At 68.7% G+C, this 25,202-nt stretch carries 24 protein-coding genes and 3 tRNA genes; 10 read left to right on the top strand and 17 right to left on the bottom strand.

The features are described from left to right. Positions 1-30: 30 nt before the first annotated feature. The 11 genes from LQ566_RS09485 to hpt form a co-directional block, all read right to left on the bottom strand. On the bottom strand, positions 31-780 hold the full coding sequence (locus tag LQ566_RS09485; protein WP_231091443.1) for a DUF2520 domain-containing protein: 750 nt from the start codon (positions 778-780) through the stop codon (positions 31-33). Then, entirely contained in the window at positions 777-2,441 is a 1,665-nt protein-coding gene (locus LQ566_RS09480; RefSeq protein WP_231091442.1) for a PH domain-containing protein, read from the bottom strand. The genes LQ566_RS09485 and LQ566_RS09480 overlap by 4 nt, the downstream gene beginning before the upstream one ends. Beyond that, on the bottom strand, positions 2,438-2,977 hold the full coding sequence (locus LQ566_RS09475; RefSeq protein ID WP_231091873.1) for a PH domain-containing protein: 540 nt from the start codon (positions 2,975-2,977) through the stop codon (positions 2,438-2,440). The genes LQ566_RS09480 and LQ566_RS09475 overlap by 4 nt, the downstream gene beginning before the upstream one ends. Before the next feature lie 598 nt (positions 2,978-3,575). Next, positions 3,576-4,058, bottom strand: a complete 483-nt coding sequence (locus LQ566_RS09470) for a DUF3180 domain-containing protein (RefSeq protein WP_231091441.1) — start codon at positions 4,056-4,058, stop codon at positions 3,576-3,578. Next, positions 4,055-4,579, bottom strand: coding sequence for a 2-amino-4-hydroxy-6-hydroxymethyldihydropteridine diphosphokinase (gene folK, locus LQ566_RS09465; protein WP_231091440.1), 525 nt, complete (start codon positions 4,577-4,579; stop codon positions 4,055-4,057). The genes LQ566_RS09470 and folK overlap by 4 nt, the downstream gene beginning before the upstream one ends. Next, positions 4,576-4,935 carry a dihydroneopterin aldolase gene (folB, locus tag LQ566_RS09460; RefSeq protein ID WP_231091439.1) on the bottom strand — a complete coding sequence of 120 codons (360 nt, stop codon included), beginning with the start codon at positions 4,933-4,935 and terminating at the stop codon, positions 4,576-4,578. The genes folK and folB overlap by 4 nt, the downstream gene beginning before the upstream one ends. Further along, positions 4,935-5,096 (bottom strand): hypothetical protein, encoded by a 162-nt coding sequence (locus LQ566_RS09455; protein ID WP_231091438.1) that lies wholly within the window; start codon positions 5,094-5,096, stop codon positions 4,935-4,937. The genes folB and LQ566_RS09455 overlap by 1 nt, the downstream gene beginning before the upstream one ends. Then, positions 5,096-5,893 carry a dihydropteroate synthase gene (gene folP / locus LQ566_RS09450; protein ID WP_231091437.1) on the bottom strand — a complete coding sequence of 266 codons (798 nt, stop codon included), beginning with the start codon at positions 5,891-5,893 and terminating at the stop codon, positions 5,096-5,098. Before folP ends, LQ566_RS09455 begins: the two co-directional genes overlap by 1 nt. Next, on the bottom strand, positions 5,890-6,498 hold the full coding sequence (gene folE, locus LQ566_RS09445) for a GTP cyclohydrolase I (protein ID WP_231091436.1): 609 nt from the start codon (positions 6,496-6,498) through the stop codon (positions 5,890-5,892). The genes folP and folE overlap by 4 nt, the downstream gene beginning before the upstream one ends. Before the next feature lies 1 nt (position 6,499). Continuing rightward, on the bottom strand, positions 6,500-8,497 hold the full coding sequence (gene ftsH / locus LQ566_RS09440) for an ATP-dependent zinc metalloprotease FtsH (protein ID WP_231091435.1): 1,998 nt from the start codon (positions 8,495-8,497) through the stop codon (positions 6,500-6,502). Between the two features lie 339 nt (positions 8,498-8,836). Further along, complete coding sequence (gene hpt / locus LQ566_RS09435) at positions 8,837-9,388, bottom strand: hypoxanthine phosphoribosyltransferase (RefSeq protein ID WP_231091434.1); 552 nt, start codon at positions 9,386-9,388, stop codon at positions 8,837-8,839. A gap of 114 nt (positions 9,389-9,502) precedes the next feature. On the opposite strand from hpt, the gene LQ566_RS09430 reads away from it, so the two are divergent. Then, positions 9,503-10,054: a DUF937 domain-containing protein gene (locus LQ566_RS09430; protein WP_231091433.1), complete on the top strand. Its 552-nt coding sequence runs from the start codon at positions 9,503-9,505 to the stop codon at positions 10,052-10,054. A gap of 486 nt (positions 10,055-10,540) precedes the next feature. On the opposite strand, the gene tilS is transcribed toward LQ566_RS09430, so the two are convergent. Next, positions 10,541-11,515, bottom strand: a complete 975-nt coding sequence (tilS, locus tag LQ566_RS09425; RefSeq protein WP_231091432.1) for a tRNA lysidine(34) synthetase TilS — start codon at positions 11,513-11,515, stop codon at positions 10,541-10,543. Between the two features lie 233 nt (positions 11,516-11,748). Here tilS and LQ566_RS09420 point away from each other — a divergent pair, with 233 nt between their 5' ends. Together LQ566_RS09420 and LQ566_RS09415 are read left to right on the top strand one after the other, a co-directional pair. Further along, positions 11,749-12,426, top strand: a complete 678-nt coding sequence (locus LQ566_RS09420) for a TMEM175 family protein (protein WP_231091431.1) — start codon at positions 11,749-11,751, stop codon at positions 12,424-12,426. 42 nt (positions 12,427-12,468) lie between these two features. After that, positions 12,469-12,960 (top strand): inorganic diphosphatase, encoded by a 492-nt coding sequence (locus LQ566_RS09415; protein ID WP_231091430.1) that lies wholly within the window; start codon positions 12,469-12,471, stop codon positions 12,958-12,960. A 355-nt stretch (positions 12,961-13,315) separates the two neighbouring features. Here LQ566_RS09415 and LQ566_RS09410 read toward each other — a convergent pair whose 3' ends face one another. Then, the gene (locus LQ566_RS09410; RefSeq protein ID WP_231091429.1) at positions 13,316-14,731 is read right to left on the bottom strand and encodes a M23 family metallopeptidase; all 1,416 of its coding nucleotides are present in this window, start codon (positions 14,729-14,731) and stop codon (positions 13,316-13,318) included. Between the two features lie 246 nt (positions 14,732-14,977). On the opposite strand from LQ566_RS09410, the gene LQ566_RS09405 reads away from it, so the two are divergent. The 3 genes from LQ566_RS09405 (at position 14,978) to LQ566_RS09395 (ending at position 15,286) form a co-directional block, all read left to right on the top strand. After that, positions 14,978-15,050: transfer RNA gene (locus LQ566_RS09405), tRNA-Glu, on the top strand. Positions 15,051-15,073: 23 nt separating this feature from the next. Further along, positions 15,074-15,147: transfer RNA gene (locus tag LQ566_RS09400), tRNA-Asp, on the top strand. 66 nt (positions 15,148-15,213) lie between these two features. Next, a tRNA-Phe gene (locus tag LQ566_RS09395) sits at positions 15,214-15,286 on the top strand. Between the two features lie 147 nt (positions 15,287-15,433). Here the strand turns inward: LQ566_RS09395 and LQ566_RS09390 are convergent. Further along, positions 15,434-16,327: an RNA polymerase sigma-70 factor gene (locus LQ566_RS09390; RefSeq protein WP_231091428.1), complete on the bottom strand. Its 894-nt coding sequence runs from the start codon at positions 16,325-16,327 to the stop codon at positions 15,434-15,436. Positions 16,328-16,514: 187 nt separating this feature from the next. On the opposite strand from LQ566_RS09390, the gene LQ566_RS09385 reads away from it, so the two are divergent. Beyond that, positions 16,515-17,270: an SDR family oxidoreductase gene (locus LQ566_RS09385; protein WP_231091427.1), complete on the top strand. Its 756-nt coding sequence runs from the start codon at positions 16,515-16,517 to the stop codon at positions 17,268-17,270. Positions 17,271-17,410: 140 nt separating this feature from the next. On the opposite strand, the gene LQ566_RS09380 is transcribed toward LQ566_RS09385, so the two are convergent. Then, a complete protein-coding gene (locus LQ566_RS09380) occupies positions 17,411-18,289 on the bottom strand; it encodes an NAD-dependent epimerase/dehydratase family protein (RefSeq protein ID WP_231091426.1) in 879 nt (292 codons plus the stop codon). Positions 18,290-18,379: 90 nt separating this feature from the next. Between LQ566_RS09380 and LQ566_RS09375 the strand changes: the two genes are divergently transcribed. The 3 genes from LQ566_RS09375 (at position 18,380) to LQ566_RS09365 (ending at position 23,589) form a co-directional block, all read left to right on the top strand. Further along, the gene (locus LQ566_RS09375) at positions 18,380-18,952 is read left to right on the top strand and encodes a YdeI/OmpD-associated family protein (protein WP_231091425.1); all 573 of its coding nucleotides are present in this window, start codon (positions 18,380-18,382) and stop codon (positions 18,950-18,952) included. 168 nt (positions 18,953-19,120) lie between these two features. Next, a complete protein-coding gene (locus tag LQ566_RS09370; RefSeq protein WP_231091424.1) occupies positions 19,121-20,443 on the top strand; it encodes an SWIM zinc finger family protein in 1,323 nt (440 codons plus the stop codon). Next, a complete protein-coding gene (locus LQ566_RS09365; protein WP_231091423.1) occupies positions 20,440-23,589 on the top strand; it encodes a hypothetical protein in 3,150 nt (1,049 codons plus the stop codon). Before LQ566_RS09370 ends, LQ566_RS09365 begins: the two co-directional genes overlap by 4 nt. A 69-nt stretch (positions 23,590-23,658) precedes the next feature. Here LQ566_RS09365 and pyrE read toward each other — a convergent pair whose 3' ends face one another. Together pyrE and LQ566_RS09355 are read right to left on the bottom strand one after the other, a co-directional pair. After that, the gene (gene pyrE, locus LQ566_RS09360; RefSeq protein ID WP_231091422.1) at positions 23,659-24,237 is read right to left on the bottom strand and encodes an orotate phosphoribosyltransferase; all 579 of its coding nucleotides are present in this window, start codon (positions 24,235-24,237) and stop codon (positions 23,659-23,661) included. Then, positions 24,234-25,169 (bottom strand): ROK family protein, encoded by a 936-nt coding sequence (locus LQ566_RS09355; protein ID WP_231091421.1) that lies wholly within the window; start codon positions 25,167-25,169, stop codon positions 24,234-24,236. The genes pyrE and LQ566_RS09355 overlap by 4 nt, the downstream gene beginning before the upstream one ends. Positions 25,170-25,202: the final 33 nt, after the last annotated feature.

Below are 25,202 nucleotides of genomic sequence, written 5' to 3'. Positions count from 1 at the left end.
CCGCACGACGGGGCGATCTCCATGGAGGACTCAGCGCTCTTCGTCGTCCTCGTCCTCGTCGTCCTCGTCCTCGTCGAGGAACTCGGTCGCGAGCATCTCATCGCCACGGCCGGCCGCGGTCAGCGCGCTGTCGATGCTGGAATGTGCGAGCGCCTCGAGGTAGCCGCCCGGATTGCCCACACCAATCCCCCGAAGCAGGTCTGCGGACTGGCGGACCACCTCAGCGGCCAGCGTGGTGACGGTTCCGATCGCCTCGGCATACGCGGCACGATCCTCCTCCGCCACGACCACCGGCTCACATCCCATCTCCACCGCGAGCGCCTGCGCGATGGGAAGCACGGGGCCCGGCGCCGTCACCGCCGCGTAGGCGCCGGACAGGCGCCGCAGGTCCATGCTGGTTCCGGTGAAGACGATGGCGGGGTGAATTGCGAGCGGGATCACCCCGGCAGACCGGGCCGGAGCAAACACGTCTACCCCGTAGGCGGGATCGGTGTGCAGCACCAGCTGGCCCATCTGCCACGCCCCGACCGCCGCCAGGCCGGAGATCAGCCCGGGCAGTTCCTCGTGCGGGACCGCGATGATCACGAGCTCGCTGCGACGAGCCACCTCGACCGCGTCGACCTGGGGTACGTCGGGAAGCATCGCAGACACCCGATCAGGGTCGGACCCCGCCGTCACAGCGATCACTGCATGGCCGGCACCGGCGAGAGCGGAGGCCACGACGGGGCCCACCCGCCCGGCGCCGATCAGGCCGATACCGAGCCGTCCGTCGCCGTTCACCGATTACTCTCCGCCCAGCGATGCGTGCGGTCGGAGCGGGCCGCGTGGATGGCACGCGACTGCGCGTTCTGGAACAGCGTCATCAGCTGCTGACGATCCACCCCCGAGAGAACGCCGCTCACCTGTCCGGGCACGACGTGCACATGGAGCGTGCCGATACGGGCTGCTCGCGCCAGCGGGCCCTGTCGCACGTCGATGCTCTGCGAACGAGCCAGCGGGAACATCGCGAGCGTGCGGATAAGCGCGCCACGGCGCAGCAGCAGGAATTCCCCCGTCAGCACGAAGCCTGTGCGCTTCCAGCTCAGTGGGTGCACCCACCAGGCACGCGTGGGCGTGTTGACGAAGGGGTCGTTCGAGGGGCGCTTGCCCAGACCGTCCACCAGCATGCGGTCAACGTCTGCGGTGGCGAGCTGGTCGAACAGCAGCATCAGCACGCGCTCCACGTCGGCGCGGGTTCCCACCGGGAGAATCGTGGTGAACGGGTCGCTCTGCTGGCTCTCCGCACTCTTGCCACTCAACCGGTTGATCTTGATGGTGTACCAGCCGAACGGCCGCCAGAGCAGCGACTGGTGGACCTCCACGGCGTGCACGCGGCCCGGCGGGATGGTCTCCGTGATGGTGGTGGTCAGGCCGAAGGTGATCCGTAAGCCGTCCGGCGTGGGGGCGATGGAGTAGCGCAGCACCTTCATCAGACTGCGGAACCAGTACAGACCCACACCGAACACCGCGGGAAGGAGGGCGAAGAGCACGTACTCGCTCCCGAAGATCGAGCCCACCACGACGACCGCGATGTAGACCACGAGCATCAGGGTCGTGGGACTCCACAAGTGCGAGCCGATGAGCCGGCCGATCGGAATGTGCACCACGCTGGCCGGTTCGGCGACCGGAGCCTCGGCCCCGTCGATGATGCCCGTGATCCCGCCGCCCACCGTCTGGATGAACTCCTGCGCGCGAGTCTGCGGCACAGGCTGGCCGCTCTGGCGCAGCTCGCGCTGGCGGCGAAGTCCCGACGCGCGGCCCAGGATGTCGGCGCGCACTGCCTCGGCGTCCGCCGTGCGCAGGTACTCCAGCTTGACGTTGGCGTCGGCACCGGCGCCCACGACCTCGAGCTTGGCGAGACCGATCAGGCGCGCGACGAACGGCCGCGTGAGGTTGACGCCCTGGACCCGGTCCAGCGGAGCGCGACGCTGCTTGCGCATGATCACGCCCTGCTTGACCTCCACATCCGAGTCGGAGATGCGGAACTGGTGGAAACGCCACGACATGTAGAAGGCGACCATGAGCAGCGCCAGCACGACCAGCACGCCACCCAGCGCCACGAGCACCAGGTTGTTCGTGAGGATCCAGTCGACCGGGTCCCCCGCGTAGCGATCCTCATAGTCACGGAACTGGGGCACGAACAGCGCGATCAGGCGGTCTCGCATGTTCGCGACCACGATGCCGATCACGACGATGAGGAACAGCCCGCCCTGCATCAGCGGAGTGAGCGGGTGCATGCGGTGCCACTCGCCGTCGGCGAGATCGCTCTCGACGCGCTGCGGCTGCGGCGTGCCGGCGGCGGGGACGCCCGGGGCGGGGAAGCCGGTCCCGGGGAGGCCGTCCGGCACCACAGGCTGCTGCGGCGGGATACCCGGGAACGGATGCTGCTGGTTGCCGCTCACAGGCCGGTCCGTCGAGACTCGGCGACTTCGATCAGGGTGTCACGCAGCTGTTCTGCGCCGGCCTGCGTGAGGCCGGGGATCGTCGCGCCAGTCGTGGCTGCCGCGGTCACGAGCTTCAGCTGTGCGATACCGAACGCGCGGTCGAGTGGGCCGTGCGTCACGTCGACGAGCTGCATCCTCCCGTAGGGGACGGCGACCATCCGCTGCCACAGGATTCCGCGGCGGAACACGATGTCATCGGCGCGGAGCATGTACCCGTACGCGCGCGCCTGGCGCGGCAGGATCGCCATGGCCCACACCGTAGCGACCACGACGGCAGCGGCGGGAATGAATGCCCACAGCTGCTGGAACGCGACGCCCACGACGATCGCGGCGGCAATCGCGAGCAGCAGGACGAAGCCGTTGGTGATCAGCTGGACCGCGACGTACTTGCGGGAGATCTGATGCCACGAGCCGTCCAGCTCGAGCCGAGCGGACCCGCGCGGCTGCTTGAGTTCGGTGAACGTGCCCTCGTCCAGTGCCGGCGGCGTCGGCACCGGCGCCTGCGGTCCGGGAACATCGGCTCCCGGGACCTGTGGGACGGGCGCCTGCCGGGCAGCAATCGGGGACCCGGGAGCGTGGGTCACTGGAACGTCGCCTGCCGGGCTCTGCACAGCCGGCGTCTGCGGGTCAGGAATCCGGGACCCGGGAGTGTGCGGTCCGGGAACATCGGCTCCCGGGCTCTGCGGGGCGGGTGCCGGGGAGTCAGAGTCCTGCGCCACAGGAACCGGGAACCCGGGAATCGGCGTCGCGGGATGCTGCGTACCGGAACCCTGCGTCGCGGGATGCTGCGAACCTGAAGCGTGCGTCGTGGGAACCTGCGTCGCGGGAACCTGCGAACCGGAACCCTGCGAACCGGAACCCTGCGCCACAGGAACCTGCGAACCGGAAGCGTGCGTCGCGGGAACCTGCGTCGCCGGAGGCTGCGGGCCTGGAACCTGAGCCGCGGAGGCCTGAGGCTCGGGAACCGGAGCCGCGGGCGCCGGGGGAACAGTCTGCGCAACGGCTGGCAGGGATGCCGCCGATGCCGGGGATGCCGTCGGCGCCGGGACGCCCGCCGGGCCAGCCGGTGCGGACTCCGAGGCCGGGAGGATCTCAGGGGTGGGCGGGAGCTGCGGGTTCGTCGGATCCTGGGGCGTTGTCATCGTCGTCCTTCGGGAGCGTGCAGAAACTCTCGGCCACCAGCGCCGCGATGACGAGCAGTACGCCCGTCCCCACGGTCACGGCGATGACCGTTATCGAGCCTACCCGGGGAGGGACCGGACGCAGGAGCAGGAAAACCGCCAGTCCGAGCGCGAATCCGCCGATCGCGGAGCCCAGCACGCTGGATGCTTTGGCCAGCACCGCCACCCGGAGCGCGCGGAACGGGTCGACGCGCGCGCCGCCATGGGTTGCGCGGCGGATCGGCCAGGCCAGGATCAGCACGGCGATCGCGATGATCACCTGCGCCACGGGGAGCACCCAGTCCGGGGTGAAGGTCGGTCGGCCGAAGCTGGTCAGCAGCAGGTCGGTGCCGTAGCCCAGCACCGCAGCGAGAGCTGCGATCAGGGCGAGCACAGCCCCCCGGGTACGCTTCATGGGCGCAGCCCCGCCAGAAGATCGACGACCCGCCCGTGCCCGGGAAGGATCGCGTCCGGATCGAGCTCCACCCACGGGCGCAGCACGAACTCGCGCTCGTGCGCGCGGGGGTGGGGCAGCGTGAGGTGCGGATCGGTGCTGTGGAGGTCGCCGTAAGAGATGATGTCGAGGTCCAGCGTCCGATCGCCCCACCGCTCGAGCCGGACGCGGCCGTGCTCGGCCTCGATGCGCTGCAGATAGCCCAGCAGGACGGTGGGCGCGAGCCTGGTGCGCACGATCGCCACCGCGTTGAGGTACTCGGGCTTGCTCGGATCGGGCCCCGACGGGGTGAGCGCCACGGTTCTGATCACCGGGGACAGCCGGATGTCGTCCACCAGCGGCAGGCGGCCGATCTCCGCCGCTGCCGCTTCCAGCGTGCCCTCGCGGTCTCCGAGGTTGGAGCCCAGCGCGATGACGACGTCCACGGCTTCACGCCCCGTACGTTCGGGCACCGGCAGGGTGCGGGTGAGGTCGCGACTCATGAGCGCTCCCGGTGAACGGTCACCGAGACGTCGGCGAAGGAGCGCTCGATCGGCGCATGCGGCTTGTGCACGGTGATCGACACGGAGCGCACGCGTGCATCAGCCAGCGCCGCCGTCGCGAGGCGGTCGGCAAGGGTCTCGATGAGGTCCACCGGCTCGCCCGCGATGATGTCCGCGAAGGCCTCGGCGAGTTCTCCATAGTGCACGGTGTCGCGCACATCGTCGCTCGCTGCGGCAGGCGCCAGATCGAGGCGCAGGGTGGCGTCGACGGTGAAGTCCTGCCCCTGCTCCCGCTCGAAGTCGAAGACCCCGTGCCGTCCGAAGACGGTGAGGCCGGTCAGCGTGATCTCGTCCATCACTGCCACCCTCCCATGCCGGGCATGCATCGCACCCGTCGCGGGTCGCGTGCCGCGTCGACGGGCTCGCGGAACGCGGCGCGGCCGACGGCAACCGGAGCACGGAGTTCACGGCGGCTGAGGTCGGATCGGAATGGCTCCTTGCGGAAGTGCTCGGTCATCACGGTTCTCCTTCCCAGGCTGATCGCACGGCCAGAGCATCCCGGGTGGCAGCGGCATTGTGCACGCGGACCGCCCACGCGCCAGCGTCGGCCGCGAGCACGCTGGTGACGGCGGTGGCCAGATCGCGGCGCTGCTCGTCCGCCTCGCCACCGAGGACCGGCAGGAAGAACCGCTTGCGGCTCGTGCCGATGAGCACACGCAGTCCGAGAGCGGTGACGGCGTCCAGTTCACGCAGCAGGGCCCAGTTCTGCTCGCCCGTCTTCGCGAAGCCGATGCCCGGATCCAGGACGATGCGCGACGGGTCGATCCCGGCCGCGGCTGCCTGCTCCACCCGGTCGAGAAGCTCAGCCGCCACCTCGTGTCCGATGCGCGCGTACTCGGCGCGCGCGTACATGTCGGCCGAGGGCCCGCGCCAGTGTCCCAGCACGTAGTCGGCATCCGTTTCGGCCACAGCGGCGAGCATGTCGGGATCGGCCAGTCCACCCGCCACATCGTTCACGTAACGGGCACCCGCAGCCACCGCGGCCACCGCCGTATCGGCGTTCATCGTGTCCACCGACACCACGGCGCCCACAGCGGACAGCGCCTCGATCACGGGGACAACGCGATCAATCTCGACGGCGACCGGGACGCGCTCCGCTCCGGGCCGCGTGGACTCACCGCCGATGTCGAGCACACTGGCGCCGTCCACGAGGAGCCGGCGGCCGTGGTCGAGCGCTGCGGACGTATCGAGGTAGCGTCCGCCGTCACTGAACGAGTCGGGCGTGACGTTGACGATTCCCCAGATGCCGATCATCGATCGACCGCTCCCGATTCGAGTCCGCGCGAGATCAGCGCGATGATCTCACTGCGGGCGGCGGGCTCCGACAGCTCTCCGCGCGCGGCGACGGTGATCGTGGATGCCACCGGCTGACGTCCGCCGCGGGCCGTCACACACTGATGGCTGGCGTCGAGGACCACGAGCACGCCTCGCGCCTCCAGAGCCGTCGAGATGGTGTCCGCGATCTGCTCGCCGAGGCGCTCCTGCACCTGCGGTCGTGCCGCAAGGATGTCAACCACCTTCGGCAGCGCCCCCAGCCCCACCACGGAGGTACCCGGCAGGTAGGCGATGTGGGCCACGCCGAGGAACGGCAGCAGATGGTGCTCACACATGGAGCGGAACCGGATGTCGCGGAGGACCACCGCGCCGCTCGGTTCGGTCTCCGGCGCCGGGCCATGGGCAACACTGATCGTGTGAGCCAGCGGCGACGAGGGATCCTCACCGATGCCGGCGAAGAACTCCGCGAAGGATGCCGCGACCCGGTCGGGTGTTCCCACCAGACCGGGACGCGCGGGATCCTCGCCGATCGCCTCGATCAGCTCCCGGACCAGGGCGGCGACGCGAGGCTGGTCGACACTCACGTCAGGCGGTTGCGGGTCGGGGATGTCCGCCACCCGTCTCGGGCTGCGTCGTGCTGGCGGCGGCGGTGTGCGCGTCAGCCTGCTCGGCGGCCTGGCTGGCCGCGCGCGGGATCTGGATCGGCGGGAGCGCCGACACCGGACGCTGGTCGCTGGAGAGCCACTGCGCACGCGGCGGCAGCTTCTTCACATCCTTGAAGATGTCCTCCAGCTGGACGTGATCCAGCGTCTCCTTCTCCATCAGCTCGAGAGCCAGGCGGTCCAGGATGTCGCGGTTCGCGTTGATGACCTCGTAGGCCTCGTTGTGGGCCTGCTCGATGAGCTCACGGACCTGCTGGTCGACGCGCTCGGCGACCGACTCCGAGTAGTCGCGGTCGTGACCCATGTCGCGACCGTAGAACATCTCACCACTGCCGCCGCCGAGCTTGACCGGTCCGACCGCCGCCGTCATGCCGTATTCAGTGACCATCTTGCGAGCCGTCGACGTGGCCTTCTCGATGTCGTTCGCCGCGCCCGAGGTGGGGTCATGGAACACGATCTCCTCTGCCACGCGACCGCCCATGGCGTAGGCCATCTGATCCTGCAGCTCGTTGCGGGTGACGGAGTACTTGTCATCCAGCGGCATCACCATCGTGTATCCGAGCGCCTTGCCGCGGGGGAGGATCGTGATCTTGGTGACCGGGTCGGTGTGGTTCATCGCCGCCGCGGCGAGCGCGTGACCGCCCTCGTGGTAGGCCGTGATGAGCTTCTCCTTGTCGTTCATCACGCGCGTGCGACGCTGCGGTCCGGCGATGACGCGGTCGATGGCCTCGTCCAGCGCGCGGTTGTCGATGAGTTGTGCGTTGGAGCGCGCGGTGAGCAGCGCGGCCTCGTTGAGGACGTTCGCGAGATCAGCACCGGTGAAGCCGGGGGTCTTACGCGCGACGACCTCGAGGTCGACCGAGTCGGCCAGCGGCTTTCCGCGTCCGTGCACCTCCAGGATGCGCAGGCGACCCTTGAGGTCGGGGGCGTCCACGCCGATCTGACGGTCGAAGCGGCCCGGGCGGAGCAGGGCGGGGTCGAGGATATCGGGACGGTTGGTGGCCGCGATGACGATCACGTTGGCCTTGGGGTCGAAGCCGTCCATCTCGACGAGCATCTGGTTCAGGGTCTGCTCGCGCTCGTCGTGCCCGCCGCCCATGCCGGCGCCGCGGTGGCGTCCGACGGCGTCGATCTCGTCGATGAAGATGATGGCCGGGGCGGATTCCTTGGCCTGCGTGAACAGGTCACGCACACGGCTGGCGCCGACACCGACGAACATCTCCACGAAGTCCGAACCGGAGATCGAGTAGAAGGGAACCCCGGCCTCACCGGCAACGGCACGCGCGAGCAGGGTCTTACCGGTTCCGGGAGGGCCGTACAGCAGCACGCCCTTCGGGATGCGGGCGCCGAGCGCCTGGAACTTGCTCGGCTCCTTGAGGAAGTCCTTGATCTCCTCGAGTTCCTCGATGGCCTCGTCGGCACCGGCGACATCGGCGAACGTGACCGTGGGCATGTCCTTCGTGGCGAGCTTGGCACGGGACTTGCCGAACTGCATCACCTTGCCGCCGCCCTGGGCGTTGGAGAGCATCAGCCAGAACAGCAGACCCAGCAGCAGCATCGGGATCAGCAGCGAGAGCATGCTGCCCCACCAGTTCGGCTGCGGCACCGCGTCGTTGAAGCCCTCCTTGGGGGCGGCCTCGTTGACGGCTTCGACGACATCGGCCGCACGCGCGCCGATGTAGTAGAACTGCACCGACGTGGAGCCCTCGTACGCCTTGTCGAGCTTGAGGTCGACACGCTGGTCGCCGTCCGTGATGACCGCTTCGGTCACCGTGCCGCTCTTCAGAAGGTCGAAGCCTTCCTCGGTCTTGATCTCCTTCGCGCCGGTCAGGCCCGAGATGAGGAAGAACCCGACCAGAAGCAGCACTCCGATGAGCGCCACATAGATGAGCGGATTGCGCGTGAGCTTCTTGAAGTCCATGGTGCGGGGATTCCCCGATGCCCTTCTGTCGACAGACGCCTCGCGGCGTATCCCTCAGGCTATCCTGACGTTCCTTTGGCCTTGCTGGTATTCGCCCACGGCGTACGTGGGAAAACGGCTCACCCCGCGGCGGTGCGCGCTGCACGGAGACACCGGGCGAGCGCGACGCACGGCCATGCCAGCGCCCACACCACGCCGACGGCGGTGATCGGATCCCCGCGCACGATGACCTTGTTCCCCGGTCGTTCGCGGCGGGCTTCAGTCCGTGCGCCGTGTTCGGTCCGAGATGATGTCGGGTCCGCCACGGATGGAACGAGTCCGCTTAGCGCCCGCCGCGCCTCAGCTGTAGACGTGAGGGGCGAGCACCGCGACGTCGCGCAGGTTGCGGTAGCGCTCGTCGTAGTCCAGCCCATATCCCACGACGAAGTCGTTCGGGATGTCGAAACCGACGTAGCGGCAGTCGATCTCCACCTTCGCGGCCTCCGGCTTGCGCAGCAGCGCAAGCACCTCGACGGAGGCGGCGCCGCGCGAGGCGAAGTTGTCCAGCAGCCACGAGAGGGTGAGGCCGGAATCGATGATGTCCTCGACGATCAGCACGTGCTTGTCGTGGATGTCGGTGTCCAGATCCTTGCGGATCTGCACCACACCGGAGGACTTCGTGCTGGCGCCGTAGGAGGAGACCGCCATGAAGTCGAGGGGAACCAGGATGGGCAGCGCGCGGATGAAGTCGCTCATCACCATGATCGCGCCCTTGAGCACACCGATCAGCACGAGATCCTTGCCCTCGTAGTCCACAGCGACCTGCTGCGCGAGCTCGCGCAGCTTCTCGTGGATCTGCTCCTCGGTGACGAGGACGTCGGTCAGGTCATCGGCGATGTCGGCTGCACGCATGGAGCAATTCTACGTGCCGCGCCTGTTGTGCATTTCCCCGGTGGTACGGCACAGTGGGCTTGCGCGGGCTGCCCGATGGCCGATCACGCGCGCCTCTCTACGAAAGGATCTCCCATGGCTGGGATTGAGGACATCCTCGCGAATCTTCCGATCGGCGACATCGCCGCAAAGCTGGGTGTGGACCCGGCGACGGCGACGCAGGCGATCAAGGAGGGTGGCGCGACCATCCTCGGCGGCCTTCACCGCAACGCCGAGAGCGAAGATGGTGCCGCTGCGATCCAGCAGGCGCTGAAGAAGCACGACACCGACATCGACGTGAGCAACGTGGACGAGGCCGACGGACAGAAGATCCTCGGCCACATCTTCGGCTCCGACAAGCAGGTCGTCGAGCAGAAGCTCACCGAAGACAAGGCGACGGCCGGCATCGACTTCGGCAAGCTGCTGCCGATTCTGGCGCCGATCATCATGAACCTCCTCGCCAAGCAGTCCTCCAGCTCCGCTCCCGCCACCGCAGGTGCCGAGAGTTCGGGTGGTGGCATCGGCGACATCATCGGTGGTCTGCTGGGTGGTCTCACCGGTGGCGGCAACTCGTCGTCCTCCGCGGGCGGCATCGACCTCGGCGGCCTGCTGAACGGCCTCGGCGGCCTCTTCGGCGGCAAGAAGTAACGCTTCTCTCAGACGGCGGTGCACCCCCGGGGTGCGCCGCCGTCGACTGTTTCCGGGGGCGTCGTCGGATCCGTGGTACGGCCTGGTGCGCGCCCCGTCCGGTGGGCGTCACCGGCGCTGGGCGCCGTCACGGCTCGCGCGCAGTTCTCGTTGCAGCCCCACGCAACGAGGACGATGCGTCCACATGAGGACTCCTCCCCACGAAACGGTCCTCATTTCAGCGAATGCTCCTCGATTGAGGACCGCCAGCCGGACCCCCCTCACTCATCAGGGCCAGACCCGGCAGCGCACAGACGCTCCATCGACGTCACGAAACGCTCCCGCCACGTCACGAAACGAGGAGATTTCGTCGAAACGAGGACTCCGTCCCGCTCAGGCTCCTCGTTTCGACGAAATCTCCTCAATTCGAGACGACGCCGTGGGAGCACGCCCGCGGGGCCCGGAGGTCGGGCAGAAGCCGGATGGGCGGGGCGAAGAGCGGAAGGGTCAGCGGGCCGTGAACGTCAGCAAATTGCCGTGACGGGAAGCGGTGCAGGAGGGCAGATCGAGCGGCCCCTGACCACGCCAGTCGGTGACCAGTCGCGCGATCTCCAGAGTCTGGGTGCGGGTGAGGCTCACGCCGAACTCGCTCGCAACGACGTGCCGGATGATGCGATGGCGGAGCGCGGCGGGGTTCGCGGCGAGCGCCGGAACCGACACAGCGATCCCAGCCTCGGCGTGCTCGACGATGTCCTCGATGGTCTCCTCGATCATCTCGGCGAACGCCTCGTTGTCTTCGCGGAGCTGCTCGGCGGTGCGGGCCAGCGCCTGCGCGACACCGGGACCGAGCTCCGCTTCCAGCAGGGGAAGCACCGTCGTGCGCACGCGCACGCGGGTGTATCGCGGGTCGAGATTGTGCGGGTCGTCCCACGGCTCCAGTTCCTGCGCGACACAGGCTTCACGAACCGTCTCGCGGCGCACGTCGAGCAGCGGACGCACCCGGCGACCGGCCACCGGCGCCATGCCCTGCAGGCTGGCGGCACCGGACCCGCGGGCGAGTCCGAGGAGCACCGTCTCGGCCTGGTCGTCGAGGGTGTGCGCCAGCAGGATCGGTCCGGCGCCCGCGTCGTCGGCCGCACGTTCCAGCGCGTCGTACCGCGCGGCGCGCGCCGCCGCTTCGGGTCCGTCGGGATGTGTCCGGTCGACGTTCACGGTGACGACCTCCGCCGCCACCCCGAGTGCGCGCGCCTGCGCCGCCGCTCGCGCGGCGATCTCCGCCGAACCATCCTGGAGCCCATGATCGATCGTGATCGCCTGAGCGCGGACATCGAGCTTGGGCGCCTCGAACGCAACCGCAGCGGTGAGGGCGAGGGAATCTGCGCCGCCGGACAGCGCGACGACGACCACCGTCCCACGATACGGTTCCAGCGCGGTGCGCACGGCACGACGGATCTCAGCCACGGCGGGATTCAGGGACGGCACTCCCCCACGCTACCCGCTGGGCTCCCGCCTCCGGAGGCGAGCCGGCGGACCGCACCGGCGGTTTCGAGCTCCGCCACCCTGCGGTCGCGCCGTGAGCCCCCACCCCGTGCACCATGACCGCGCTTCGAGACAAACCCCACGAAGGTAACCACGACCGCCGGCGTGCGTCCGGAGATTCGCTGCGACGGCGCGTGGGCCACGCGCTGCGCGGCAGTTCCGCGTAGATTCGCGCCGTGACCTTACGGGAATTCGTGGCCTGGGGCGCGGAGCGATTCAAGGCCTTCGCCGATGCCGTCGTCGCCATTGCGATGACCCTCCTGATCCTGCCCCTCATGGAGGCCGTGACGGATGCCGCGCGGATGCAGGAGGCGGATGCGTCCTACGGAACCGGGGACTTCCTGACCGAGCACCAGGGTCAGATCGTGAGCTTCGCGCTCAGCTTCGTGCTGATCGCCGTCTCCTGGCTCAGCCATCACCGCCTCTATGACCAGGTGGAGCGCATCACCGCTCCCCTGCTGTGGATCAACATCGCGTGGATGTTCACGATCGTCTGTCTTCCGGTGACCACGGCGCTTCTCGGCGCGATGGAGGCCGACCCGCTGCAGGCGGCGCTGTACATCGGCAACCTCACGCTCACGCAGATCACCTCCCTCGTGGCGCGCGTGTATCTCCTGCGCCATGACGGCCTGAGTGCGGCGCCACGAGACAGCATTCGCCGCGGAGCGATCGCCGATGCCGCCACCGCCGCGCTTTTCCTGGTTGCGATGGTGATCGCGATGATCATCCCCGGGCAGGGTTACTTCGCTCTGTTCCTGCTCCTGCTTACTCCGCTCGTCACGTCGTTGATGTCGCGCACGCTGCCCGGGAACCTGCCGAAAACACGGATGAAGGGCGCAGACTCGGGCGAGTAGGCTGGTTGCGCATTCCGTCCTGACTTCTCAAGGAGCACACGCATGGGCGCTTACACCGCCACCATCGAGATCCCCCGCGGCAGCCGCGTCAAGTACGAGGTCGACCACGAGACCGGCCGCGTCATGCTGGACCGCGTCCTGTACACGGTCTTCGGCTACCCGGCTGACTACGGCTTCTTCGACAACACGCTGGGTGAGGACGGCGACCCGCTCGATGTGCTCCTGCTCCTCGACCAGCAGCTCTACCCGGGCGTCGGCGTCGACGTCCGTCCGGTCGCTGTCCTGAAGATGAGCGACGAGGCCGGCGGCGACGACAAGGTCGTCGCGGTCCTCGCGAAGGACCCGCGCTGGGCCCACATCCAGGACGTCGATGACATCCCGGAGTACACCAAGAAGGAGATCGCGCACTTCTTCGAGCACTACAAGGACCTCGAGCCCAACAAGTGGGTCAAGGTCGACGAGTGGGCCAACGCCGCTGAGGCCGAGCGTCTCGTCACCGAGGCGTTCGACCGCGCGAAGACCGAGGGTCACTGACCTCACGCGTCGAAACGGCCGCCCGCTCGGGCGGCCGTTTTGCGTTGGCATGGGGCGTCCGTCTCGGCAGCGGTCATGGGTCGACGTGCGATGAGTCGCGCTCCGCGATGCCTCAGCTGCGGTGAAAGATGGAAAACGCCCCGCGACGCGGCCGCGGGGCGTTTTCCATCCCCATCACTGACCGAACATCCAACCGGCGACATCCGTCGCGCAGCACCAGCGGCGCGACGGTCACCGCCGATGGGAGATAACTAACGCACCCCCGACGCGCCTCCGCGGTGCGTTTTCCATCTCCCACCACCGACCGGAAACGACGAAGGCCCCCGCGATGCGGGGGCCTTCGTGATGGTGCGGATCAGACGTCGATACCGAACTGCGCCATGAAGGGCGTCGGGTTGGTGGTCGAGCCGTTGATGTACACCTCGTAGTGCACGTGGCAGCCGAAGGAGTTGCCGGTGTTGCCTTCGAGGGCGATCACATCGCCGGCATTGACCCACTGGCCGTAGCTCACGAGCAGGCCGCCGTACTGGATGTGGCCGTACCCGGTGGCGATGCCGGTTCCGTCGTCGTTCGAGATGCGGATGTAGTTGCCGTAGCCGCCGTTGTAGCCGGAGTACGCGACGGTGCCGGAGTGTGCGGCGTAGATGTAGCTGCCGCAGCCGGATGCGAGGTCGACGCCCTCGTGGAAGCTCGACGCGCAGTAGCCGTTTCCGCACTGGGAGTAGCGAGGGCCGTAGTCGGAGGTCTCGACACCGTTGCTGGGACGGACCCAGCCGCCGCTGCCGCTGCCACCGTTGCCACCCGAGCTCGGCGGGGTGTAGTCGCCACCGCCGGAGTCGCCGCCACCGGAGTTGTTGTTGTTCTGCTGCTCCTGCTCGCGGCGCTTGCGCTCCTCCTCGGCGGCGCGCTGGCGCTCCTCTTCGGCGGCCTTCTCGCGAGCGATGCGCTCCTCCTCGGCAACGCGCACGCCCTCTTCATAGGCGGCGACGACCTTGGTCGTGTTGTCCTTGAGCGCGGCCAGCTGTGCCTGGAGGGTGGCGAGGTTGGACTGCTGCTCTTCGAGCGCAGCCTGTGCGGCCTGGGCTGCTGCCTGGGCAGCGGCGAACTTCTCCTGCGCTTCGACCTGCAGGCGGTCGCGTTCGGCGCGCTGCACCTCGGCCTGGTTCGTGAGCGACTGCGCGTTGTTACGGGCGAGGACGGCGGCGTCGTAGATCGCCTTGTTCTGCTCGAGCAGCATGTCGGCCTGACCCAGCTCGCTGAGGATGTCGTCGGCCGACTTCGCGGAGTCGGAGAAGAACAGCTGAAGCGTGGTGTCGTCGCCGCCGTTGCGGTAGAGCTGCGCGGCGACTTCGCCGGCCTTCTTCGCCGCGTCGGTGGCAGCCTGCGCCTGCTGGTCTGCCTGCGCCTGGAGAGTCTCCGCCTTCGACGATGCGAGCGCGAACGCCTGCTGCGCATCGAAGTACGCGTTACCGGCGTCCTGAGCAGCCTGCTGCGTCGTGGCGACGTTGTTGTTGAGGGTGGTGATGAGCCCCTCGATCTCGGTGATCTGTCCGGCCTTGGCGGACTCGTCGTTCTTCGCGGCCTGCACGTCGTCCCACGACGGGTAGGTCACAGCGAAAGCAGCCGGTGCGCCGGGGGCCATGATGGTGCCCGCCACCGCGAAGGTGAGCGCGGCCAGGCCCAGCACGAACCGGCGCGGCCGGGGGGATGTGTGGCGCGAGCGTGCGCTCGACGCGCCACGTGTGCGACGCGCGTCAGTACCCGTAAGCAAGATGAGTCCTCCAGACTGCAGGGTCAGTCACATCAACCACAGTAACAACACGAGTCACATTTGTAACGGGCTGATCGGGAACTTCCTCATGCATCTTGCACAGCCCGCAGGCGCCTTCAGCGCTTGATCAGGGATTTTCCGCTCGCGTGTCGGGTTCGCCACACCCGGGCGTGGGCCAGTTTGTTTTTCGCCTCAGTTTCCGCTTATGCTGGATCGTCGGCAAGTGCGGGACGCAAGCCCCGCTCCGGCCCCATCGTTTAGTGGCCTAGGACGCCGCCCTTTCACGGCGGTAGCACGGGTTCGAATCCCGTTGGGGTCACACTACAATTGAATACACATCATGGCCCTGTAGCGCAGTTGGTTAGCGTGCCGCCCTGTCACGGCGGAGGTCGCGGGTTCAAGTCCCGTCAGGGTCGCTCCAAGCGACGGGCCCTTTCTCTGAGAGGGCCTTTCGTGTCGGATGCGGCATCATCAAGCCGTACGGCTCTGTAGCTCAGTTGGTAGAGCGCACGACTGAAAATCGTGAGGTCACGGGATCGACGCCCGTCGGAGCCACAAGGACCGTCGTTACAACGGTCCCAGAAACCCTCGCGTAGCTTCTACATCGCGGGGGTTTTGCTTTTGCCCGCGGTGAGGGCCGCAAGCGCTGACCGAGTATCGCTTCAGTCCACGCCAAGCGCCGTATCCGCCGGAACGTCTCACTCACGCCACGTGCCCCAGCTTCGCCGGGCTCATCACCCACAGCAACTGCTCGATCTCGTCCCCGGCCGCGGTCACCATCACGACAGTCGTCGCTTTCCCGTCTTCAACGAGCACGGCGGCGGGCTGACCGTTCACCTCCGCCCAGGTGATCTCCTTCCCCGCCCAGAAGTGCCCGGAGAACGCTGCGACGAATCCCGCGACGCGAACACGTCCAGCGACCGGGATGCGCGCCGCGAGCTTCACCCCGTTGCCGTCGGTGTAACTGACGACATCCTCGGCGAACAGCTCTTCCAACTCACGCGCATCGCCTCGTCGTGCGGCCGTGAGGAATGCCTCCAGGAGCCGACGTTGCCGTGGGAGCGGGATCTGCGCCTGTTTCGCGGAGGCGAGATGTGTACGCGCGCGACTCACCAGCTGTCGGGCGCTCACCACACTCGATGAGATGACCTCCGCGATGCGCGGGTACGGATAGTCGAACGCTTCCCGCAGAATGTAGGCCGCACGCTCCGTCGGGGTGAGCTTCTCCAGCAGCAGGAGGATCGCGAACTGCAGCGCTTCGGCACGCTCCGCGCCGAGGGTCGGATCGGCCTGCGTGCTCACCGGCTCCGGCAGCCACGGACCGATGTAGGTCTCACGCTTCACGCGAGCCGATTGCAGCACGTTGATCGACAGCCTCGTGATGACGGTCGCGAGAAACGCCGCCGGTTCCTCCACCTGCCCGCGATCCGTGTTCTGCCAGCGAATCCATGTCTCCTGGACGAGGTCTTCGGCGTCCGAGACGGTCCCGAGCATCCGGTAGGCGATTCCGAACAGGCGACCTCGCTGCTCCGCGAAGAGTCGCACCGCTTCGTCGAGATCGGCATCGGCCCGTCGCTCCTCGTCCGCCGCAGTCACGCTCAACACTTTCCACCCGTTCCGTCGCGTCGACAAGTTCGATGAATCCACCCGCCTCGCGCGCGGATCCTCAGAAGCTCCGACCGACCACCACCTCGCGGTGTGACGGATCGTCACAGATCGGTGTGCCCGCCGGTCATGACTTCGAGGCGCTCATATCGGCGCTCACCGAACGAAAGGCTGAACCATGGCAAAGATCGTCGTCATCGGCGGAACGGGTCTCATCGGCACGAAGGTCGTCGCGAAACTGACCGAGCACGGGCACGAGGCGATCGCCGCGTCGCCCAACACCGGCGTGAACTCGCTCACGGGAGAGGGACTCGCGGAGGTGCTGGCCGGTGCCGACACGGTGGTGGACGTCTCGAATTCGCCCTCGTTCGCGCCCGCCGACGTCCTCGACTTCTTCACGACATCCACCCGGAATCTCCTCGAGGCCGAGGCCGCCGCGGGCGTCACGCACCACGTCGCCCTCACGATCGTGGGAATCAACCGACCACAGAACATCCCCTACTTCGCGGCGAAGACCGCTCAGGAGAAGATGATCCGCGAATCGGCGATCGACTTCTCCCTCGTGCACGCGACGCAGTTCTTCGAGTTCGTGGGCAGCATCGCGGACATCTCCACGGCCGGTGACGTCGTCACACTCCCGGGTGCCCTCATCCAGCCCATTGCTGCGGAGGACGTGGCGACGGCGGTCGCGCGCACGGCGGCGGGAGATCCCGTGGGTGACATCGAGATCGCCGGCCCTGAGACGTTCGGCATGGACGAGTTCGCTCGCCGGGCTCTCGCCTTCCGAGGCGACCCGCGCACCGTCGTCCGCGATGACACCGCGCCCTACTACGGAGCCCGAATCGAGGAGCGCACCCTGATTCCGGTGGAGGGCGCTCAGATCTTCCCGACGACCCTCGAAGAGTGGCTGCCGCTCAACCCTCCGCGGGGCTGACGGGGTGGGGTGCGACAGACATGTCGCACCCCACCCCGTCACCCCGTGCGTTCCCGGATCACGGGAGGGCGGGCATGCCATCCGACGCCCAGCCCCAAGCAGATCTCACCCCTGCCCTGAACCGCGACCCCCGGGCCGGCTCATGCCGCCGTGCCGGCACCCTCCCCCAGATACGTGCCGTCGGCCAACTGCTCCACGAGCGGGCGCGCGACGGACTGCCAGCCCAGCTCGGCCCGCGCCTTCGCCCCCGAGGCCTGCTCGTCCAGCAGCAGAGCATCCGCGAATGCCTCCCCGAGACGCGCACGGGTTTCGGCCACGCTCTCCGGACGCACCCCGGCAGTGATCCCGAAGCCGGTGGCGATTGCCTCGCCCAGCTCGCGGACCGTCGGGTTCTGGCCCGATGCGCCGATGTAGGTCTCGCCCGTGCCGCCGTTCTCCAGCGCGCGGACGTAGAGCGCGGCGAGGTCGTCGACGTCGACCGTGCTCCAGTGCTGGGTGCCGTCGCCGATCAGCCGAACACCCTCATCGGTCTCGTCGGTGAGGAGCCGGATCAGGCCGGCGCCGCGGCCGTAGACCAGCGCGGGTGTCACCACCATGCCGCGGACACCAGAGGCGCCGAGCACCGCGGACTCTCCCGCACCGCGCCACGTGGTGAGAGCCGGTCGGTCGAACGGGGTCTCCTCCGTGATCGCGTTCCCATTGCCATAGCTCCAGATGCCGCCGGTGTGGACGAACGGCTTGCCGCTGCCGTCGAGGGCCCGCAGCACCGCGCCGATGAACGCACCGTCGCCCTCCGGAGTCGAGGCCGTGTGCACGACGCCGTCCGCCGCGGCCGCCGCCTGGCCGATGAGAGCCTCGTCGGTGACGTCGCCGACGAGGGCGGTCGCACCGGCTTTCTCGACAACGCGCGCCTTGGCGTCGTCCCGCACGAGCGCGGTCACGTCGTGCCCTTCCGCGCGCAGGCGCTCGAGAACGGATGAGCCGATGTAGCCGGTCGCGCCGGTGAGAAGAACCTTCATGCTTTCGCGAACGTCCTGCGCGCCCGGCGGTATTCCCGGGCGGCCGCGTCCGCCACGCTCAACGTCGGAGGTTGCTGCCATGATCGGGGCATGGGAAAGCTCGAAGACGCCGAAGAGGTCGTGGTCACGTCCGCGGCCGAGTGGCGCTCGTGGTTGGAGGTCAACGCCAGCACGTCCACCGGAGTGTGGGTCCTCATGCCGAAGGACGCGTCGACCACGCGCGGCGATCTGTACGCCCCGCTGGTGGAGGAGGCGCTCTGCTTCGGCTGGATCGATGCGGTCGCACGTCCGGGTGACACGCACGCCAAACTCTGGTTCGCGCCGCGCTCGCCGAAGAGCGCGTGGGCTGCGTCCAACAAGGAGCGCGTGAGTCGTCTCCTCGCAGAAGGACGCATGACCCCGGCGGGTCAGGCGCTGATCGATGCCGCGCAGGCCAACGGAATGTGGACCGTACTGGAGGGGCCGGAAGCCGGGATCGAGCCGGCCGAGCTCACCGCCGCACTCGATGCTCTCCCGGAGGCGCGCGCGACCTGGGACGCCTTCTCCCCCAGCGCTCGCAAGATGGCGCTCACCCACATCGCCATGGCGCGCACAGCAGGCACCGTCACGCGCCGCATCGAGAGCATCGTCGCGGCAGCGGCCCGAGGGGAGAGAGCACTGTGACCGAGCGGGATCTGATGTTCATCGTCGCGATCACCGTCGTGGGCGGCACCCTCGTGGCATTCCTCGTGAACTGGTGGCGGGGCCGGGGTGGCGGAGACGGCGGGCAGGAGTGAACCGTGTGCGTCCGGCCCCCGGGGCGAATCAGGCCTGCTCGTTAGGCTGGACCGCATGAGCGCCCGCGGATACGCCACCGAGTCCGAAGCGACCGCTTCCTCCCTCACCCTGGCACTCGCCCCCGCGCTGACGCGGGAGGGCTTCACCGCTTCGCCGAGCTTCTTCCATGGCTTCGCCACCGAGCCGCGGGCTGTGGCACAGGGGCTGGTCGCTCTCGCCGACATCACGGCGACGCGATACTTCCAGCCGGTCCCCACGACGATGCGGGACCCCGTGCTGACCGCGCACGGCGATCGCCTTCGCGCTGAGGTGTTCTCCGCCGACAACAGCGTCTATGCGCGACTGGACCTGCTCTCATCGGGACTCGACGGCGGCGAGATCTCGTACGGCACCACCAACGTGGACATCGGCCCCGCCATGCGTCGCACCCTGGCGGCCATCACGCGCAACGATCTCCTGCACCTCGACGTCGGGAACGATGGCCTCACCGCCGCCACGCCAACCACGTCCGCCGTCGAGCGGCCGGTCACCATGCCCGACCGCTGGGTGCGTGCGCTCGGCAACGCCGCCGAGGTGCACGCGTCGCTCGTGGCGCGCTTCACCGTCGCCGCTGCGCCGGCCCGCGCGTTCGTGGCGTCGTTGCCGCCGTCTACAGGCAGTGGCCGTGACGGCTGGCTCACTCCGACGCCCACCGGCATCCGCGTCGCTCCGCGAGCGAGCACGGACGCCGTCCATGTCAGCGGGCTGCACCGGCTCAGCGGCCTGAAGCGTCTGCTCACTCAGCTGCAGTCGCTCACCGTGTACGGCCCCCGCGATCGCACCGCTGGCGCGGCAGCGGTGGAGATCGAGATCCCGGGAGCCCGGCTGCTGGTCGCCCTCACGGAGAACGCCACCCGCGGATACTCGGGCGAAGGTGCCTTGCTGGCCTCCCTCGCTGCCACGGACGTGCTGGACAACGCCGCCGTGCTGTCGGCGCTCCTGTCGTTCGATCCCCGCATCGACATCGATCGCCTCGCTGCGGACGCCGCGCTCTCCGCCGGTGAGACACGCGAGTCGCTGGCTGTTCTCGCGGCTTCCGGCCGTGTGGGCTGGGACGTGCGAGAAGAGGCGTACTTCCATCGCGAGCTTCCGGATGATCCGGATCGCATCGACGGCGACAACCCCCGGCTGGTGCGCGCCCGCCGCATCATCGCCGCCGGCGGAGTCCGGCGCACCGCGGATACCTGGACCGTGGACGCGGCCACGAGCACGCACATCGTCCGCACGACGACACCGGATTACTCCTGCACCTGCGTCTGGTACGCCCGGCACGGCAGCAGCCGCGGACCATGCGCACACGTTCTCGCCGTGATGATCTCAGAAGGGACGGCCTCATGACCGCCGCCATCACCACCGACCCCGCGCTCGCAGAGTCGCTGCGGATCTTCCGCGAGCTCGGATGGGAGAAAGCGAGCAGCGATGATGTCCTGACCCTCCCGCTCGGCACCGTGCAGCAGCAGAAGACCGCGAAGAACGGTCTGTTGACGGGCGAATGGTCATCGCTCGGGCAGACCGGCGACAACAGCTGGGGATGGATCAACCACGTCGGGGTCGACACCGACCTGCTCGGCGCCTTCGCCATCCGGCTCGGCGTTCCCGCCAAGCGAGCCGTAGAAGTTTTCCCCACGGGTCTGCCCGTGGCGGCACAGGGTGAGCTGCTGGCCTCTCGGGGCGAGAAGTTCCTCTCCCAGTTCCTCGCTCAGCGTCGCGCCCGCGTGCGATTCGCCGGTGCGATCGCGTACGCCGTCTCCAGCGCGCCGGACATCCCGATCCCGAACGACCCCGGCTATCTGGAGAGCTGGGCGACGCGCGCGGACTCGGCCATCCGCGTTGCCGACGGCGAGACCACCGGGTTTCCCGAAAACCTGCTCCCCTACGAGACCGTGGCCAGCCGATTCGCCGAACACCTTCGCGCGGTACTGACCTCCGGCGTCACGACCACCGGGAACTGGATCGGGGTGATCGGACGAGGTGTGGCCCGCGGCCTCGTCAGCCGCGACGAGGCGCGCGACCTCGTGCTGCACGCTATGGAATCCGCCCAGCGTCCGATCGATCGCAAAGAGTTCGCGACGGTGCTGATGGACGACCTCGGCGCCCCCGACGCCTACGTCCTCGAACACGTCGGCGTCGTCGTGTCAGCGCTGTCGTTCGGCGACGATGCCCTGATCAACATGTTCGCACCGATTCTGCTCGCCGCGGCAGACGATGACCTCACCCTCCAGGTGATGCTCATCGGGCTGTCCGCCAAGAGCGCCAAAGCGAAGGCCGGCGTGCTGGAAGCGGCATTGGCGCACCCCGCCCCGGCTGCCGAGACGGCCGCCATCATCGGTGAATCCGCCGCCGATCTGCGGACGGCGAAGGACAAGAAGGTGAGCAAGCTCGCCGCGCGCTTGATCGACGAATGGGGGCTCGACGCGGAGGAACCAGCGGCCGCAGCCCCGTCAGCTCCCCGGGGCCTCTGGCAGCCGACGCCTCCACTGGCGCCCGTGCCACGTTTCGATGCCGGGCCAGCGACCATTGAGAACCTCACGGCGCTCACGTCCACGTTGCTGGCGGGGGCGGGCGAGTCGCTTGATCTGCCTGTCGAGCGGTTCCTCGCGACGGCGAACGCGGTCGCGCGCGATGACATCGAGGGCGTCCGCGGCGCCCTCCGCACCGTGCCCCAACGGTGGACTCCCGGCCTGCACCCGGTACACGGCTGGCGTACCGGCGGGAACATCATCGGCTCCGACGAGCACGATGAGAACTCCCACCGTCGCCAGTACGACAGCGCGCCCCGCGCCTGCGCGGCCGCGGTCTTCCAGCGCCTCGGAGAGATCCCCGTGCTTCTGTCGACGCCCAGCTGGGACGACTATCGCATCGACCCGGGCGATCTCGCCGACCGGCTGGATCGCTATGCCGCAGATGACACCGCCGTGCTCGAAGCGGATCTGCAGCTTGCACTTCCGCGCATCGACCGAACCCTCCTCAGCGATACCGTCCGTGCCCGTCTCCACTCTTCTCCCGTGCCGATCGTGCTGCAGGACGGCAACACGATGCCGGTCACAGCGGGAGAGGTGCTCGCCGCGTGGTTCGCCACGCCGTTCGAGCACCCCGGCGAGGACGACGACGGCTTCGTCAACCCGATTCCCGCCCATCCGGCGCTCACCGGATTCCCGGATCGTCGCGGCACAGCCCGGGCGGTGCCGTTGACCGAGTACCCGAACTGGGCTGACAGCGAGCCGGGCTGGCGCCAGCCCGGACCCGCCCTGCTGCGAAGCATCCCCAACGGAGAGATTCCGGCCTCTGCTCTGCTCGCGTTCGGCGACGAGGGCGGCCTCGGGCTCGACGCCGCCATCACCGCCTGGCAGAACGGCGTCCTTCTGCCGGGCGTCGCACGCGCCCGTCAGCTCAGCTGGCAGGGCGGCATCTCCGCGATCGCGTCGCGCGTGCGGTCCTGGGAGGAGCTCGCCGAGGCCGGCATGCTGTCCGTCGTCTGGCCGCTGACGGCCGACGTCGTCGACGCCTGCGCCTCGAGCACCCGCATCCCGCCCGGTGTCGCCGAGGCGATCGAGTTCCTGGAGCGGATGCTGCCGGAGGTGGAGGCAGCCATCGCGGTGGGGCTGGCCGCACCCGACGTGCTCGCGCTGCCCGGCGTTCGCACCATCGCCGCGCGAACCGGCTCGTCCAATGCCGTCGTGGCCGCTCGCCGGCTGGTGCCGCTGCTCCCCGACGTCGCTGCGGTACCCGAACCCGAGCCCGAACAACTGACCGATGAGCAGTTCGCTGCCGCCTGGCCCGCCGTCCCCGACCCTGCCGTCATCGCGGACGGCGCCTCGCTCCAGTTCTCGACGATCCCCGCCAAGCGGGGGTCGGTGTTCCTCGTCACGCTCACGCTCGCCGACGGCAGCGTGCACGAGTTCAGCAGCGGATGGGCGTACGGGCTCGCCAACGAAGGAATCGCGTCGCTCGGCACGTCGTGGCTGGGCTACGACCCGGCACAGGGTGCGCTGGTGCATCTCACCGAACGGTCCCGCTCCCGGGACGCCGTGCTCTCCCGGTCACTCGTCGTGCTCTTCTTCGCCACTCAGCTGCAGCCGACCCCCGAAACCTACTACTTCGCCGAGGCCACGGAGAACATCCTCGGCCCCACCCGCGTGGCTGACGCCGTCGAGGTCATGCTGGCCTCGGAGCACTTCGACCCGTCGATGCTGGTGCGGCGTCTCTCGCAGTACCCCGCCATGCTTCCCTCCCTGTACCCGGTGCTGACCCACGCCATTCGCCATGCCAGTGCGCTTGAGGGAACGCCACCGCGCTGGCTGGTGCGGATCATCGACGTGGCCACGGAGTTCGCACCCGCGTTGAGGGCGGCGGCTGCGCGAGACGCCATGTTCCCCGAGGACGCGCGATGGCCCGGCCTCGCGCACATCGCGGCGACGACGAAGTCCGCCGCCGTCAAGCGCAAGTCCGCCGCGCTGCTCGATCTGCTCGATCTCCCGCGCTGACAATGCGTGAGGGGCGCCCTGTCATCCGGACGCCCCTCACGCGGAACTCTCTCGTGCGCGACGCTCAGGTCACTGCGGCGCGAGGCCGAGGTCATCGAGATCGATGGCCGAACGCCACTCCAGGCCCTCTGCCTCGATCGCGGCCTGTGCTCCGGTCTTACGATCAACCACGACCGCCACGGCTACGACGTTCGCGCCGGCGGCGCGAAGCACCTCGACAGCCTTCAGCGCGGACTGGCCGGTGGTGGACGTGTCCTCCACGACGACGACGTCCTTGCCCTCGACCTCGGCACCTTCGATCTGACGGCCGCGCCCGTGGTCCTTCGGCTCCTTGCGGACGACGAACGCATCCAGCGGCGCATCGGACTCGGAGGAGGCGTGCATGACGGCGTTCGCGATGGGATCAGCACCCAGCGTCAGTCCGCCGACCGCCGTGACGGTGGGAAAGTCGCGCAGCAGTTCGCGCACGATGCGGCCGATGGCGGGAGCTGCCCGGTGATCCATCGTGAGCCGGCGCATGTCGACGTAGTACGACGCCTTCTTACCGCTGGACAGCGTGAAGTCGCCGTGGAATACGGCCTCAGCCTTCACCAGGTCGATCAGCTTCTGACGGTCGGCTTCGAGCTCAGCGGTCGGCATCGTGGTCATGCTCCGATTCTACGGTTTCCGTCCTCATCTGCCGCGCGGAGGGCAACCGCTGCGGCACCGATCAACGGGCCCTCGCCGTGCAGCGCACTGCGCACGACACGGGCACCGCGGGCGTAGTCCAGCACGGCGTGCTCGGTGAGTGCGGCCTGCACCAGCTCGATGTAGTCCGGGGCCGACTGCGAGAAGCCGCCGCCGATGGCGATCACCTCCAGATCCAGCAGCGTGGCCGCGTCGGCGAGCCCGCGTGCGACGGCGTCTGCAGAGCGGACGATCGCCGCACGGGCCACTTCGTCACCCTCCGCCGCATCGCGGGAGAGGTCTTCACCGCTCTCCCCGGCCCACCCCTGCGACCGCGCCCAGATGACGCTGGCCGGCCCGGAGGCGATCTCCTCCAGTGTGGCCCCGTACTCGGCGACATGCGTCTGACCCAGATGTCCGGCATTGCCCGAGCCGCCAGCGATCAGACGCCCGTCCATGACGATCCCGCCACCGACGCCCGTCGATACCACGATCGACATCGATGCGCGCGAGCCGACGGTCGCGCCCAGCCATGCCTCGGCGAGTGCCAGGCAGCTGCCGTCATGCCCGATGCGCACCGGCACCACCCGGCCGAGGGCCGCCGCCGCGACACCGGCAGCGTCGGCCGCGAGCTGGTAGCCGTGCAGACCCGGCATGTTCACCGGCGCGATCGCATCTCCGCCGTCACGAAACGGTCCTGCTGAGCCGATACCGACGGCGACCACATCAGAGGAGTCCGCAGCGCCACAGACACCGGCGATCACCTCCGCGAGCGCCAGATGCATGGATTCGGGAGTGGAGTCGCGACCGGTGGGGCGGCGCACCCGCGTCCCCGGGCGCACGGTGCCATCGGCCTCGATGAGTGCGCCTTCAAGCTTGGTGCCGCCAAGGTCAAGTGCCAGAACGGAAGTCATGCGTCCACTGAATCATCCATCGGAGGGCACTTT

This window comes from Microbacterium nymphoidis, from assembly GCF_021044885.1.
Taxonomy (GTDB): domain Bacteria; phylum Actinomycetota; class Actinomycetes; order Actinomycetales; family Microbacteriaceae; genus Microbacterium; species Microbacterium nymphoidis.
This window is presented reverse-complemented; position numbering and strand designations above follow the sequence as displayed.